A 15157-nucleotide genomic window follows, 5' to 3' on the forward strand; every position below is an offset into this window, starting at 1 on the left:
CGGCCTCGAGGATGGCGTCGACCGTGCTGCGCGAGCGCTCCTGGCGCGGATCCTTGCGCGGCTTCTGCGGCGACATGGGCACGCCGCACATCCTCGCACGGCCGCCGCTGGCCTCGTGAGGCCGGCGTGCCGGCGTGGCCGATCGCGCGCGGAAGAGACGTGCGCGACAGCGAAGCGCCGAAGCGGATCTATGCGGCCTTCGCCGGCTTCGGGTTCAGCTCGAGGAAGCGGCGCTGGTAGGCGTACGAGCGAAAGCGGATCTTCAGCGGCGGCTTGTTGTTGCTCTCGATCTCGATCTTCGCGCCGTCGTCGTGCTCGGCGCAGTGCGGGATGCGCAGCGTGTAGGTCGTGCCGCCGCCGGTGCGCACAGCGATGCTCCCGAGCGCGAGCCCGGCCGCGGCGACGGCCGCGTTGGTCCCGGTCTCGCCGTCGTGCGCCTTCACCTCGACGCCGCGGGTCGCCGGCCTCGCGCACACGCAGCAGCCTGCCGGCCAGCTGATCGTCTCGCTCGTCACCGGCGCCGGAAAGCCCGGCGTCGGGTGGACGTAGTCGTCGGTGAGCACGGTGAGGACGCGCTTGTCGACGAGGTACGCGGCCTGGCACTTGTCGCAGAACGCCGGGTCGTCGGTATGGTTGAGCTCGATCTCCTCGAGCGTCGCCCGGCAGCGCGGGCACGTCGCGGTGCCGGCCAGGTCCTTGGCGACCAGGAGCGACCCGAACGCGAACACCGCGAACCCGAGGCCGCCGGCGAGACAGAGCACCCACAGCAGGCCGGAGCGGCCGATCATCGCGCGGAAACAGAGGAACGAGAGGCCGACGAGCACCGCCGTGATGACGGCGTACTTGATGGTGGAGCCCGTGTTGCGGGTCACGGTGGACGTCATGAGCGCGACCTTAGCGCCGGTCGACCCTCGAGCGCGCGCCGAACGCTGTCAGCGGGTCTCTCGCCCCCGGGCGGCGGCTACACCGCGCCGTCGCGGAGCCACTCGCCGAACCGCTCGCCGATCATCAGCGCCGTCAGGTTCGTGTTCACGCTCGGGATGGTCGGCATGATGCTCGCGTCCGCGACGACAAGGCCCTCGACGCCGCGGACCCGCCCGCGCCCGTCGACCGCCGCCGAGACGTCCCCCTCGGGCCCCATCGGGGCCGTCCCGCACGGGTGGTAGCCCGAGCCGCAGCTCCGGGTGATCCACCGCTCCAGCGCCTCCCGCCGCATCAGCGTGCGCTCCGTGGGCCAGACGAACCAGCCGAGCTCGCGCATCGGCGCGGTGCGGGCGATCTCGTACGCGAGCGTGAGCGCGTCGACAGCGCGCGACAGGTCGTCCCGGTCGACGAGCATGTTCGAGACGATGCGGGGCCGCGCGTGCGGGTCGGCGCTCACGTGCTCGATGCGGCCGACGCCGCGCGGCTTGCCGATGCAGCACGCGAGCGCGAACGCCGGCACCGTGAGGCGCGGGTGCAGCGGGAAGAACGAGCCCGGCTGGAGCATCACGTCGTTCGGGTACTGGCTGCCGCGCGACGTGTAGCGGAGCATCGTCTGGACGAGCGGCTGGCGCAGGACGTCGATCAGCCCGCGGCGGCGCGGCCACAGGCCGATGACGGCGCCCGGATGATCGAGCAGCCGCGCCCCCACGGCGGGCACGTCGGACACGAGCGCGACCCCGAGGCGCGCGAGCTCCGCCCGCGGCCCGATCCCGCTGCGCAGGAGGATCCCCGGCGTCGCGATCGCGCCGGCGCTCAGCACCACCTTCCGCGTCGCGACGACCTCGACGCGCCCGTCCGTCTCGATCTCGACCCCCTCGACCCGGCGGTTCCGCACGAGCACCCGCCGCACCGTCGTGCGCGGCCGGAGCCGCAGGTTCTCGCGCCGGCGCACCTCGGCGGTCAGGTAGCAGCGCGCCGCGCTCATGCGCTGTCCGTCGATCTTGTTCATCGCGTGCGGCCCGACGCCGCCGGGCGCGCGCGGATCGTTGGTGTCCGCGCACTCGGGGTGGCCGAGCGCCCTGCACCCGTCGACGAACGCCGCCTGCCACGGCACGAGCTCCTCGCGCCGGGCGCGGCGGATCGGCACCGGGCCGCCCTTGCCGTGCCAGGGCTCGCCGAAGTCGAGATCGTCCTCGAGGCGCTTGAAATAGGGCAGGCAGGCGTCGAAGCCCCACTCGGGCAGGCCGAGCGCCGCCCACTCGTCGTAATCGTAAGGCTGGCCGCGGACCGCGATGCACGTGTTCACGGCCGACGAGCCGCCGACCACCTTGCCGCGCGGGAAGAGGAACATGATCTGCCCGGGCGTCGGCCGGTGGCGATAGCCCCAGTCGTGCGCGAGCCACGAGTTGCGGGTGCCGTCCCGCAGATCCGCGGGCAGGCCTTCCGGGTCCGGGTAGTCCGGGCCCGCCTCGAGCAGCAGGACCTCGCGATCCGCGCGCTCCGTGACGCGCGCCGCGATCACGGCGCCCGCCGAGCCGGCCCCGACGACGACGAGCTCAGCGGCGCCGGCCGGGCGGGGCGAAGAGGACAGTGACGATCGAAACACCTTGGAAACTCGACCTACACGGGATCGCGCCGCCGGGCAACGAACCCTCGAAACTGTCCTCGCTGTATGAACGTGGTGCGGTGCCAGAGCGCCGCGCGGCGCGCGCCGGGCGGCGTACGGCGCGCACGCCCATCCGAGGGTCCGATGGATCCGCCCGGGAGGCCACATTGGAAACACCGAGGTTCATACAGGGTGTCTACTCGTTCGAGGGGCAGGGCCTGGAGCAGCCGGTGCCCCTTCGTCCGGCGGTCGGGTACACCGTCCCGCGGGACAAGCGCGCTCAGCTCATCTACCTGCGCGCGGGCAACTCCACGTCCGAGCTCATCTACCTGCTCCTCAAGCGCGACGGCCACCCGATGCGCTATTTCCCGATCGGCGCCAAGGCGGCGATCCACGTGCCCCTCGTGATCGTGGAGGACATCCACCCGGAGAGCGTGATCGAGCTGTGCGTGGGCGCGCCCGAAGGCGCGCGGGGGCTCGCGACGATCGACATCGGCCTGGCGGAGATCTGAGCCATGCAGAAGAAGCGAAAGCTGGTTTTGATCGGCAACGGGATGGCCGGCGTCCGCACCGTCGAGGAGATCCTCGCGCGGGGCGGCGCCGACCAGTTCGAGATCACCATCTTCGGCGACGAGCCGTATGGCAATTACAACCGCATCCTGCTCTCGGAGGTGCTCAACGGCTCCCAGGATCCGAGCGAGATCTTCCTGAACCCCCTGGCCTGGTACCGGGAGAACGGCATCCAGCTCCACGCGGGCGTGCGCGCGCGGGCCATCCACCGGCACTCGCGCCAGGTGACCGGCGATCACGGGGTCGTGGCGCCGTATGACAACCTGATCATCGCGACGGGCAGCTCTCCGTACATCCCGCCGATCCAGGGAGTTCGGCTGGAGGGCGGCAGCGAGAAGCCCGGTGTGTTCGTGTTCCGCAGCCTGGACGATTGCCACAAGATCGCCCAGTACGCGCGGGGCAAGCGGAGCGCCGCGGTCATCGGCGGCGGACTCCTCGGGCTCGAGGCCGCGCGCGGGCTGCAGAACTTCGGTCTCGACGTCCACGTTGTCCACATCAGCGGTCACCTGATGGGGCAGCAGCTCGACGCCACGGCGGGCGGCATCCTGAGGACGACGCTCGAGCAGCTCGGCGTGACGGTGCACCTCAACAAGAGCACGAAGGAGGTGCTCGGAGAGGACCGCGTGACGGGGCTCCGCTTCGCCGACGACGAGGCGCTCGCCTGCGATCTCGTCGTGATCTCCGCGGGCATCCGGCCAAACGTGGAGATCGCGCTGCGCGCCGGCCTGACCGTCGAGCGCGGGATCGTTGTGGACAACCACCTGCGCTCGCCCGACGACCCGAGGATCTACGCCGTCGGCGAGTGCGCGCAGCACCGGGGGCAGGTCTACGGGCTCGTCGCGCCGCTCTGGGAGCAGGGCAAGGTGCTGGCCGACCACATCACGAAGCGCAACGACAAGGCCTGGTACGCCGGCTCGAAGGTCGCCACGAAGCTGAAGGTCATGGGCATCCAGCTCGCCTCGATGGGCATCACCGAGCCCGCCGACGATCGGGACGAGATCGTGCAGTTCCTCGAGCCGAAGAAGGGCACGTACAAGAAGCTCATCATCCGCGACGGCAGGCTGCTCGGCGGCATCCTCCTTGGCGACGTCAGCAAGGCAGCGTACCTGATGCAGGCGTTCGACAAGAGCACACCGCTCCCGGAAGAGCGGCTGTCGCTGCTGTTCGACATCGGGGCGCCCTCGCCGCAGGCCACGATCGAGGAGATGCCGCCAGGGATGCAGGTCTGCAACTGCAACGGCGTCAGCAAGGAGGGCCTCGTCGCGTGTGTGCGCTCCGGCAAGCGGACGCTCCGGACCATCATGGACGCGACGCGCGCGGGCATGGGCTGCGGCGCCTGCAAGCAGCTCGTCTCGGAGGTCGTGGCGTGGGCGTGCGGGGGCGCGGCGGAGCAGGACCCCTCGGCCAGCTACTACGTGCCCGGCGTCCCGCTGAGCAAGCCCGAGCTCGTCCAGGCGATCCGCGAGCGCGGGCTCAGGTCGGTGTCCGCCGTCTTCCGCGAGCTCGCCGGCGGGAACGAGGACCCGGGGAGCAAGCCAGGGCTCGCGTCGCTGCTCCGCACGGTATGGCACCACGACTACGAGGACGAGCGCGACGCCCGCTTCATCAACGACCGCGTGCACGCCAACATCCAGAAGGACGGCACCTTCAGCGTGATCCCACAGATCGCCGGCGGCATCACGTCAGCCGCGCAGCTCCGGAAGATCGCGGACGTCGTCGACAAATACCGTGTGCCGCTCGTGAAGCTCACCGGCGGCCAGCGCATCGACCTGCTGGGCGTGAAGAAGGAGGACCTGCCGGCGGTGTGGCGCGACCTCGACATGCCTTCTGGGTTCGCGTACGGCAAATCGTACCGCACGTGCAAGAGCTGTGTGGGGAGCGACTTCTGCCGGTATGGGCTCGGCGACAGCATCGCGCTCGCGCTGAAGATCGAGGAGCGCTTCCAGGGCATGGACACGCCGGCCAAGCTGAAGCTCGCGACAGCGGGCTGCCCGCGCAACTGCTCGGAGGCGATGGTGAAGGACGTCGGCGCCGTCGCGGTGGAGGGCGGCAAGTGGGAGATCTACGTGGGCGGCGCGGCCGGCGCCCACGTGCGCAAGGGCGACGTGCTCTGCGTTGTCGAGACGCACGAGGACGCGCTCGAGCTCATGGGCCGATTCATCCAGTATTACCGCGAGAATGCCAGGTACCTGGAGCGGACCTACGGATTCGTGGAGCGCGTCGGAATCCAGAAGATCCGCGCGGTGATCGTGGACGACAGCGAGGGTATCGCGGCGCGCCTCGACGACGAGATGCAAAAGACGATCGAGGCGTACCGCGATCCGTGGCGAGAGGCGAACTCCCCGAAGACGGCGAACCAGTTCCGATCGGTCCTGCCGATCGTGCAATGAGGGGGCGAGAGATGGAGATCACCCTGGGCCCCCTCTCGGCGATCCCGCCGGGCGAGGGGCGTGCGTTCGAGGTCGGATCGGAGCGCATCGCGGTGTTCGTGACGCGGGAAGGCCGCGTGTTCGCCACGCAGGCGAGCTGCCCTCACCGCGGCGGCCCGCTTGTCGACGGGCTGCTCGGCGGCTGCACGCTCATCTGCCCGCTGCACGCCCAGAAGTTCAACCTGGAGACCGGAGAGGCCCTGAGCGGCGGGGAGGGGCTCAAGACCTATCCCGTCCGCCTGAGCGCGACGAACCAGATCCTGGTGCGGATCGAGGGCGGCGGGGGCTGAGCGCCGCCCGCCCCGCGCCCGGGGGGGAGGCCCGGCGCGTGCTGCCGCGCCGGCGCTCTGCGGAGCCCCTGGATCGCGCGTCTTTGGGTACGCTGCCGGAGCGCGTCGCGCGTCGCCCGACGTCGCCTGGAGGGTTCCCGTTCGCCATGGCCGACCCCACGACAGCCGCACCGCTCGCCCCCGGCGCCGTCCTCGGGGGCGATTTCCGCGTCGTCCGCCCCCTGAGCCAGGGGGGCATGGGCGCCGTGTTCGTCGCCGAGCAGCTCTCGACGGGCAAGCCGCGCGCGGTGAAGCTGATGCACGCGCAGCTCGCGCAGGACCCGCGGTTCCGCGAGCGCTTCGAGCAGGAGGCGAGGGTAGGGGCGCGGATCGAGAGCGATCACGTCGTCGAGGTCGTGGCCGCGGGGGTCGATCCCGCGACGCAGACGCCCTGGCTGGCCATGGAGCTGCTCGACGGGGCCGACCTTTCGGCTGTGATGGCGCAGCGCGGCGCGCTGCCGCCCGACGAGGTGCGCGAGCTGATGGGGCAGCTGTGCCACGCGCTCGGCGCGGCGCACCGCGCGGGCGTCGTCCACCGCGATCTCAAGCCCGAGAACATCTTCATCGCCCGGCCGCGGCAGCAGAACGTCCGCTTCAAGGTGAAGGTGCTCGACTTCGGCGTCGCGAAGATCGTGGCCGAGGCGCGGGCGACGACGTCGATCACCGCGTCGGTCGGGACGCCGCTCTGGATGGCGCCCGAGCAGACCGAGCTCGCCGCGCAGGTCGTCCCGGCGTCGGACGTCTGGGCGCTCGGGCTGCTCGCGTTCTACCTGCTCACCGCGCGCCTCTACTGGGTCGAGCCGAGCCGCGGGCCGAGCGCCTCGGTCATGTCGCTCATGCGCGAGGTGCTCTTCGGCCCGCTGGATCCGCCGTCCGCCCGCGCCGCGCAGCTCGGCTGCGCGCACCTGATCCCCCCCGGCTTCGACGCCTGGTTCGCCCGGTGCCTTGCCCGCGACGTCCGCGCTCGCTTCGCCGACGCGGCGCAGGCCATGGCGGCGCTCGACCCCGTGCTCGCCGCGGCCGCCCACAGGTCCGCGCCGCTGCCCGCCGTGCCATCCATGCCCACGCCGCCGGTGTATTCCGGCCCTTCCGGGCCGATCACCGCGCCGACCCAGCCGGGGGTCTACCGCACCGACGTCGGCGGCATGGCCGGCGGCACGCTCGTCCCGGTGCCGGCGTTGCCCCCGCGCAGGGCCCCCTGGGGCCTTCTCCTCGCGATCGCGGGCGGCGGGCTGGTCGCCGTCGCCGCGCTCATGGCCTTCGGCTTCATGGCCTTCCAGCGGCTCCGCGCGGCCGACGGCGCGCCGCCGGCGCCGCTGTACGGCGGGGGCGATGCGGCCACAGCCACGGGCGGCACGCCGACGCCGCCGGCCAGGCCATCGAGCGTCGCGGCGAGCAGCGACGTCGATCTGGCCGGCACCTACGACATCGTATCGTCGCGCAACCCGGGCGGGCAGGGCAGCTACTCGGGCAACGTCCTCCTCTCCCGGAGCGGCGACACGTACCGCATCGCCTGGATCATCACGAAGGGCGCGGGCTACGAGGGGATCGCGTTCGTGCAGGGGCAGACGCTCGCCGTGGGATGGGCGAGCGGCGGGCCCTACGGCGCGGCCGCGTACCGCATCGACGGCGGCCGCCTCCACGGGCAGTGGATCGCCACGGACCGGCCCGGCCAGGTGATCTCCGAGGAGCTGGAGGGCCCTGAAGGGCTGGTCGGCAGCTACCGGATCGTCGACGGCGCTCGCAAGGGCACGGTCGTCATCGTGCCCACGGGCGAGACGTACGCCGTCACGTGGGCGCTGAGCACCGGCGCGCTCAAGGGGGTGGGCATCCGCTCGGGCGATCAGCTCGTCGTGGGCTGGTCGCCGAGCCAGCAGGTCGGCGTGGTCAGCTATGCGATCGCGGGCCGGCAGCTCGCGGGGCGATGGGGGACCCTGGGCGGCACGCTGGCGGGGAGCGAGGCGCTCGTGCGCCGCTGATGAGCGGACATTCCCCGAGCCAGCGCGCGGGGCAGAGGTCCTGCCACGATGTCATCGACAGGGCGGGCCCGGTGTGGGGCAAGGCGCGCTGGGGGTTCGCGGAGGACGGATGAGGGCCGGCGCGCCGCCCGCTCAAAGCGCTGGCGACGCGCGCCGACCATGGCAGCATGTGCAGCGCATCACCCGCAATCAGGGCTCACGTGGGCACCAATCCCGTCTCGTCCGATCACGGGTCTTCGTCCCGTTACGCCATCATCGAGACCCTCTACGAGGGCTCAGACACCGTTCTCTACCGGGGTGTACGCGAGGACGACGGCCATCCCGTGGTGCTCAAGGTCCTCCGGCGCGATCACGCGAGCCCTCGCGCCGCCGAGCGGCTTCGCCACGAATACGAGATCGCTCGGGCGCTCGACACAACGGCCATCGTCAAGCCCTGTGGGCTCGCGATGCTCGGCGAACAGCCGGCGCTGGTCCTGGAGGATTTCGGCGGCGTGTCGCTCGATCGGCTCCAGGATGGGCCGACGCCGCTCGAGCGCTTCTTCCCCCTCGCCATCCGCCTTGTCGAGGCGCTCGCCGGGCTGCATCGGCACGACGTCGTCCACAAGGACATCAAGCCGCAGAACGTGCTCCTCAACCCCGCCACCGGCGAGGTGAAGATCACCGACCTGGGGATTGCGTCCCGGATACCCCGCGAGCTCCAGCACCTCGAGCACATCGGGCTCATCGAGGGGACCCTGGCCTACATGGCCCCGGAGCAGACAGGCCGGATGAACCGCTGGATCGACCAGCGGACCGATCTCTACTCCCTGGGCGTCGTCTTCTACGAGATGCTGACGGGCACGCTGCCGTTCCAGGCCGGCGATCCCGTCGCGTGGGTCTATTGCCACATCGCCCAGGCGCCGCGGCCGCCGCACGCGCTCGTCCCCTCGATTCCCCCGCAGCTCTCCGCGGTGGTGCTCAAGCTGCTCTCCAAGGCCGCCGAGGAGCGTTATCAGAGCGCGGCGGGCCTGCGGCACGACCTGGACGAGTGCTTCGCGAGGTGGCGGGAGAGCGGCTCCATTCCCCCCTTCGCGCTCGGGGGGCGCGATCTCTCCGACCGGTTCCAGGTCCCGCAGCGGCTGTACGGGCGCGAGCGCGAGGTCACGGCGCTGCTCGCCGTGTTCGAGCGCGTGGTCGCGAGCGGCCGGCCAGAGCTCGTGCTCGTGTCGGGCTACTCGGGCATCGGCAAATCGTCGCTCGTCGCCGAGCTGCACCGGCCGGTGGTAAGGGAGCGCGGCTTCTTCCTGTCCGGCAAGTTCGAGCAAGCCGCGCGGGACGTCCCCTACAGCGCCTTCCATCAGGCGTTCCGGGCGCTCTTTCAGGAGATCCTCTGCGCGAGCGAGGAGCAGGTCGAGGGCTGGAGACAGCGTTTCCGGGAGGCCCTCGGCGAGAGCGGCAGGTTGCTCGCCGACGTGCTCCCCGAGCTCACGCTCCTCCTCGGCCCGCAGCCGCCCGTGCCCGAGCTGCCGCCCGCCGAGGCCCAGAGCCGGCTGCACGCGACGCTCCAGCGCTTCGTCTCGGCGTGCGCCCAGAAGGACCACCCCGTCGCGCTCTTCCTCGACGATCTGCAGTGGGCCGACGCGGGGAGCCTCCAGTTGCTCGAGCAGCTCGCCACTTACGCCGGGTCCGAGCACCTCCTGCTGATCGGCGCGTACCGCGACAACGAGGTCGGCCCCGCGCACCCGCTGCGGCTCACGCTGGCCGAGGCGCGGAAGCGCGGCGCCGCCGTGGTCGAGCTCGTCCTCGATCCGCTCTCGGCCGCCCACGTCGGGGCGCTCGTCGCCGAGACGGTCCACGCGCCGCACGCGCCGGAAGAGCAGGCCGAGCCGCTCTCGGGGCTCGTCTATGAGAAGACCGGCGGCAACCCGTTCTTCGTGCTCCAGTTCCTCCTCGCGCTGCACCAGGAGGGGCTCATCACCTTCGACGCGGAGGAGGGCAGGTGGCGCTGGGACATCGCCGCGATCCGGGACAAGGAGTTCACCGACAACGTCGTCGAGCTGATGGCGGGCAAGCTGAAGCGGCTCTCGGGCCCGACGCGGGACGCGCTCACGCTCGCCGCGTGCCTCGGCAGCAGCCTGGAGCTCGACACGCTCGCGGTGGTCGCGGGCCGTCCGGCGGCGGAGCTCCGCGACGCGCTCGAGGAGGCCGTGCGGGAGGGGCTGCTGCTCCGCCGGGACGGCGCCTATCGATTCCTCCATGACCGGGTGCAGCAAGCCGCTTACTCGCTCATCCCGGCGGGACAGCTCGCCGAGATGCACCTGGGGATCGGGCGGCTGCTCCTCGGGGCGCGACGCGCGGAGGAGCGCGACGACGCGCTCTTCGACGTCGTCGGCCACCTCAACCGCGGCGCCGCGCTCCTGCGTTCCCAGGCGGAGCGGGACGAGGTCGCCGCGCTGAACCTCCGCGCCGGCAGAAAGGCCAAGGCGGCCGCGGCCTTCCAGTCCGCCGCCGCGCTCTTCGCGGCTGGCCTCGCGCTGCTCGCGCCGGCCTCGTGGGAGACGCGCCACGAGCTGACCTACGGCCTGACCTTCGAGCGCGCGCACATCGCGTACATCACCGGCAGCTTCGAGGAAGCCGAGGGGCGCGTGGAAGAGCTCATGGATCGCGCGAGGACCCGGCACGAGACGGCCACCGTCGTCGAGCTCGCCGTCGCGCTGAACGTCACCCGCGGGCAATACGCCCGCGCGGTGGAGATCGGGCTCTTGTGCCTCCGCGCGTGCGACGTCGATCTGCCGCTCCAGCCCACCGACGCGCAGGTCGAGGAGGAGACCGAGATCGTCTGGAAGGCCCTGGGCCATCGGGCCATCGACGGCCTGATCCACCTGCCGCCCATGACGCACCCGGGGTTCAAGATCACGATGGGCGTGCTGCAGAGCGTTTCCCTCCCTGCGTTCTTCGTGGACCCGAACCTGTACAACCTCGTCGTCATGCGCATGGTCGAGCTCAGCCTGCGCCACGGCAACGCCGAGCACTCCGCTGTCGCGTACGCCGCCTTCGCGATGGTGATCAGCTCGAGGTTCGGGCGATATCAGGAGGCTCACCTGTTCGGCAGGCTCGGCCACGAACTGGCGCAGAAGAGCGGCCTCCTCACCACGAAATCGGTGGTGGTCATCCTCTTCGGACACTACGTCGTCTTCTGGACACGCCACTACAGAGAGACGTATCCGTACACGCGAGAAGGCTTCAGCGCCGCGGTCGAGTCCGGTGACCTGAACATGGCGTGCACCAACTGCATCTGGGCCGCGCTGTTCCCGCTGCTCTCCGGCGAGGCGCTGGAGGACGTGCTTCACGAGGTCACGGAGCGCCTCGGTTTCGTGCGCACGGTCGGTTACACGTTCGCGCACAACGCCCTCCTCGGCGGCCACGCCATGATCCAGACGCTGCGCGGGAGGCCGGTCCGCTTCTCGATGCCGGACGGGTCCGAGCTGGATCCGCCGGCCTTCGAGGCGCGGCTGGAGAAGGGGGGAGAGCTGGAGGCCGCTCGCGACTTCTATTACAGCTTGAAGGCGCAGGCGCTCTTCGTGCTCGGCTCTCCCCGAGAGGCGCTCGCGGCGGCGACCCGCGCGATCGCCGAGCACCCGCCCAGGGTCGGTCCGCACGCGCTCATCGCCGAGAGCTTCTATTATCGCGCGCTCGCGCTCGCGGCCCTCGTCAACGCGCCGCACGGCGCGGGCGAGGCGCAGCCGTCCCCGCCGCCGGTGCTCCCCGAGGAGCTGGAGGAGCTGATCGAGTGCGAGCGGCAGCTCGGCGCGTGGGCCAGGAGCGGCCCGGACAACTTCCTCCACAAGCACGCCCTGGTCCGCGCCGAGATCGCCCGGCTCCTGGGGCGCGAGCCGGAGGCCAGCCGGCTCTACGAGCAGGCCATCGCGGCGGCGCGCGAGGGCGGCTTCGTCCAGCATGAGGCCATCGCCTGCGAGCTCGCCGCGGAGTTCTACCGCGCGCGCGGCCTCCCGACGCCCGCCGACAGCTACCTGCGAAGCGCCCGCGCCGGCTATTTCCGCTGGGGCGCCCACGCCAAGGTGGAGCAGCTCGATCAGCGCCACCCTCACCTCGTCGAGCGCAAGCCGATCGCCCCCACCGTCACCTTCGCCGTACGGGCCGAGCAGTTCGACGTCCTGTCGGTGGTGAAGGCCGCGCAGAGCATCTCCGGCGAGCTCAAGCTCTCGCGGCTGCTCGAGATGCTGCTTCGCATCGTGGTCGAGCACGCGGGCGCCGAGGAGGGCTGTGTCCTCCTGGTCCGGGAGGAGCAGCTGTGGCTCGCGGCGATCGCGACGCCAGGGGGCGCGGTGCGGCTGCTGGATGCGGACGAGGCGCCTTCGGCTGCGTTGCCGCAGTCGGTCCTCAACTATGTTCGCCGGAGCCACGAGCGCGTGCTGCTCGACGACGCCGCCGGCCGGCACCCCTTCGTGGAGGATGAGTATTTCCGGCGCAAGCGCCCGAGATCGGTGCTGTGCCTCCCGATCGTGCGCCAGGGCCGGCTCATCGGCCTGCTCTACCTGGAAAACAACCTCGCCACCGGGGCGTTCACCCCCGGGCGGCTCAGCGTCGTCGAGCTGCTCGCCTCGCAGTCGGCGTTCTCGCTGGAGAACGCGACGCTCTATGCCGAGGTGGAGCAGGAGAACGCCGAGCGGCGGCGGGCGGAGCAGGCGCTCAAGGCCAATCAGAAGATGCTCCAGGCCATCGTCGACAACTCGGCGGCGAGCGTCTACGTCAAGGATCGAGAGGGCCGATTCCTGCTCGCCAACCGGCAGGTGGGCACCCTCCTGGGCATGCCGAGCGAGCAGCTCCTCGGGAGGACCGACGCCGACCTCTTCCCGGCGCCCTTCGCCGAGATGGTCCGCGAGCACGAGCGGCAGGTGCTCGCGGCGGGCGCGCCGATGGAGTGGGAGGAGACGGTGCCGCTGGAGGACGGGCTGCACACGTTCCTGTCGATCAAATTCCCTCTCAGTGAGGGGGTCATGCCCGGCGTGCTCTGCGGCATCTCCACCGACATCACCGAGCGCAAGCGGGCCGAGCAGGCCGAGCGCTTCCTGGCCGAGGCGAGCCGCAAGCTGATGACGCTGGGGTACAGCGCGACCTTCGAGAGCGTGGCGCAGCTCCCGGTGCCCGAGCTCTCGGATCAGTGTGTCGTCGAGGTGCTCTCGGCGGACAGGACACCGGGCCCGACGGTCGTCGCAGGGGTGCCCGGCGAGCAGCTGGAAGCGCTGAAGGACGCGCTGCGCGCTCTCGCAGAAGCGCCGCCGGCCGGATCCGAGGGGGTCGATGGCCGCGCCGCGCCGCTTTTGCAGCAGGTGCGTTCGCTCGACCCGCGGGTCAGGCCGCCCTGGGAGCGGCTCGGCGTCCACGCGTTCCTGCGGGTTCCGCTGCTCGCGCGCGACCGGTACTTCGGCGTCATGACCCTGCTGGCGACGGCGCCCGAGCGCCGCTGTGGCCCCGCCGACCTGCGGCTGGTCGAGGAGCTGGGGCGCCGCGCGGCGCTCGTGCTCGACAATACCCGCCTGTACACCGAGGCCCAGGAGGCCATCGCGCGGCGGGACGAGTTCCTCGTCGTCGCGTCTCACGAGCTCAAGACCCCGCTGACCTCGATGCAGATGCAGGTGCAGGCGGCCGAGCGCCTGCTGCACCGCCGCTCGCTCGCAGGCCTTCCCCCGGAGCGGATCGAGGCGATGTTCCGGATCCTCGGCCGCCAGACGTCGCGGCTCGGGCGCCTGATCGACGAGCTGCTCGACGTCACGAGGATGAACGCCGGGCGGCTGGCGCTCACGCGGGCGCCGGTCGATCTGGCGGCGCTGGTGCGTGAGGTCGTCGAGCGGATGCGCCCCCAGCTCGCGGACGCCCGCTGCCCGACGCAGCTGGATCTGGGAGCGCCCGTGGTCGGGCACTGGGATCCGGATCGCCTGGAGCAGGTCGTCGTCAACCTCCTGTCGAACGCGATGAAGTACGGCGCAGGCGGGCCTATTTTCATCGGCGTGCGGCCGCAGGCGGATCGCGCGCAGCTCGTGATCCGGGATGAGGGGATCGGGATCGCGGAGGCCGATCAGGGCAGGATCTTCGAGCGCTTCGAGCGCGCGGTGTCGGTGCGCAACTTCGGCGGCATCGGGCTCGGGCTCTACATCGCGCGCTCGATCGTCGCGTCGCACGGCGGATCCATCCGGGTGCAGAGCAAGCCGGGCGCCGGGGCGACGTTCGTGGTGGAGCTCCCGCTGAGCCCACCGGAGAGCGCCGTGCCGGCCGGATCCGTCGTAGACTAGGGCATGCGGTTCGCCGAAGGCCCGCGGGCTCCGGGCACGCCCCTCGCATCCGCGATGGCCGCCTCGCCGAGGTCCTCGTGACGGAGTCCGCCCACCGGCCCGAGATCGAGCGCGCGCTCCGCTTCATCGCCGCGAACCTCGAGAGGCCCATCACGGTCGCGGACGTCGCGCGCGCGGCGCGCCTCAGCGAGTTCCATTTCCACCGGGTCTTCCACGCGGCGGTCGGCGAGCCGATCGGGCGGTTCATCACCCGGAGGCGGCTCGAGCAGTCGGCGCTGCGGCTCGCGTACGAGCCGGACCGCAGCATCATGGATGTGGCGCTCTCGTCCGGGTACTCGTCCGCCTCGAACTTCTCGAAGGCGTTTGCGGCGCACTTCGGCTGCAGCCCGTCGCAGGTGCGGAGCCCGGAGCGCGGCCTCCCCGTCGCGATCGGGAAGCTGACGTCGCTCTACGGGAAGGACTTCCGGCCGGAAGAGCTCTACACGCTCCCGCCCGAGCGCGGGGTCGACGAGCGGCGCCTCGAGGCGGCGGCGTGGAGCGCGCGCGTCCGCTTCGAGACCACGAGCGGGCTCGACTTCGCATGCCTCGCCAGCCCGGGCGGGTACGACGTCTCGGCCCTCGAGCGCCTCTGGTCGGACCTCATCGCCGCCGCCCGGCAGCTCGGGCTCTGCGAAGACGCCGTGGATGCCTGGGGTACACCGCACGATAGCCCGCAGATCACCGCCCCCGAGCTGTGCCGATACCACGCCTGCGTGCCCTGTCCGAAGACCGTCCCGCTGCCGCCCCCGCTCTTCCGCGGCCGGATGAGCGAGGGCCGCTACGCCGTCTTCCGCTATGCCGGCGAGGTGTCCGGGATCTCGGAGGCGTATCGCAGCATCTATTCGTGCTGGTTCAGGGAGAGCAGCCTCGCGCCCGACGACTTCACCTCCCACGAGCACTACGTCACGGACGAGCCGAAGGACGGCCGCGTGGACCTCGAGCTCTGGTTCAAGGTGCGGCCGCGCCGCTGACCGCAGCACTCCGCGAGAGC

At 71.5% G+C, this 15157-nt stretch carries 8 protein-coding genes; 6 read left to right on the plus strand and 2 right to left on the minus strand.

Annotated features, from left to right (window positions below; translation table 11 throughout):
- Positions 1-188: 188 nt before the first annotated feature.
- A complete protein-coding gene (locus WME97_RS19265) occupies positions 189-884 on the minus strand; it encodes a hypothetical protein (RefSeq protein ID WP_437553712.1) in 696 nt (231 codons plus the stop codon).
- 77 nt (positions 885-961) lie between these two features.
- The gene (locus WME97_RS19270) at positions 962-2530 is read right to left on the minus strand and encodes a GMC family oxidoreductase (RefSeq protein WP_437553714.1); all 1569 of its coding nucleotides are present in this window, start codon (positions 2528-2530) and stop codon (positions 962-964) included.
- Positions 2531-2697: 167 nt separating this feature from the next.
- Between WME97_RS19270 and WME97_RS19275 the strand changes: the two genes are divergently transcribed.
- The 6 genes from WME97_RS19275 (at position 2698) to WME97_RS19300 (ending at position 15137) form a co-directional block, all read left to right on the plus strand.
- Positions 2698-3042, plus strand: coding sequence for a hypothetical protein (locus WME97_RS19275; RefSeq protein ID WP_012236117.1), 345 nt, complete (start codon positions 2698-2700; stop codon positions 3040-3042).
- Between the two features lie 3 nt (positions 3043-3045).
- Entirely contained in the window at positions 3046-5490 is a 2445-nt protein-coding gene (gene nirB / locus WME97_RS19280) for a nitrite reductase large subunit NirB (protein ID WP_437553715.1), read from the plus strand.
- A gap of 11 nt (positions 5491-5501) precedes the next feature.
- Positions 5502-5819, plus strand: coding sequence for a Rieske (2Fe-2S) protein (locus WME97_RS19285; protein ID WP_437553717.1), 318 nt, complete (start codon positions 5502-5504; stop codon positions 5817-5819).
- Between the two features lie 146 nt (positions 5820-5965).
- Complete coding sequence (locus tag WME97_RS19290) at positions 5966-7837, plus strand: protein kinase domain-containing protein (protein WP_437553719.1); 1872 nt, start codon at positions 5966-5968, stop codon at positions 7835-7837.
- A gap of 200 nt (positions 7838-8037) precedes the next feature.
- Positions 8038-14127, plus strand: a complete 6090-nt coding sequence (locus tag WME97_RS19295; protein WP_437553721.1) for an AAA family ATPase — start codon at positions 8038-8040, stop codon at positions 14125-14127.
- A gap of 77 nt (positions 14128-14204) precedes the next feature.
- The gene (locus WME97_RS19300; RefSeq protein ID WP_437553723.1) at positions 14205-15137 is read left to right on the plus strand and encodes an AraC family transcriptional regulator; all 933 of its coding nucleotides are present in this window, start codon (positions 14205-14207) and stop codon (positions 15135-15137) included.
- Positions 15138-15157: the final 20 nt, after the last annotated feature.

This window comes from Sorangium sp. So ce367 (assembly GCF_051520455.1).
Classification (GTDB): Bacteria; Myxococcota_A; Polyangia; order Polyangiales; family Polyangiaceae; genus Sorangium; species Sorangium cellulosum_B.

Excerpts from the sequence above, each read along its gene's own strand:
- nirB (WP_437553715.1), top strand. The coding sequence starts at position 3,046 with ATGCAGAAGAAGCGAAAGCTGGTTTTGATCGGCAACGGGATGGCCGGC.
- WME97_RS19290 (WP_437553719.1), top strand. The coding sequence starts at position 5,966 with ATGGCCGACCCCACGACAGCCGCACCGCTCGCCCCCGGCGCCGTCCTC.
- WME97_RS19265 (WP_437553712.1), bottom strand. The coding sequence starts at position 884 with ATGACGTCCACCGTGACCCGCAACACGGGCTCCACCATCAAGTACGCC.
- WME97_RS19285 (WP_437553717.1), top strand. The coding sequence starts at position 5,502 with ATGGAGATCACCCTGGGCCCCCTCTCGGCGATCCCGCCGGGCGAGGGG.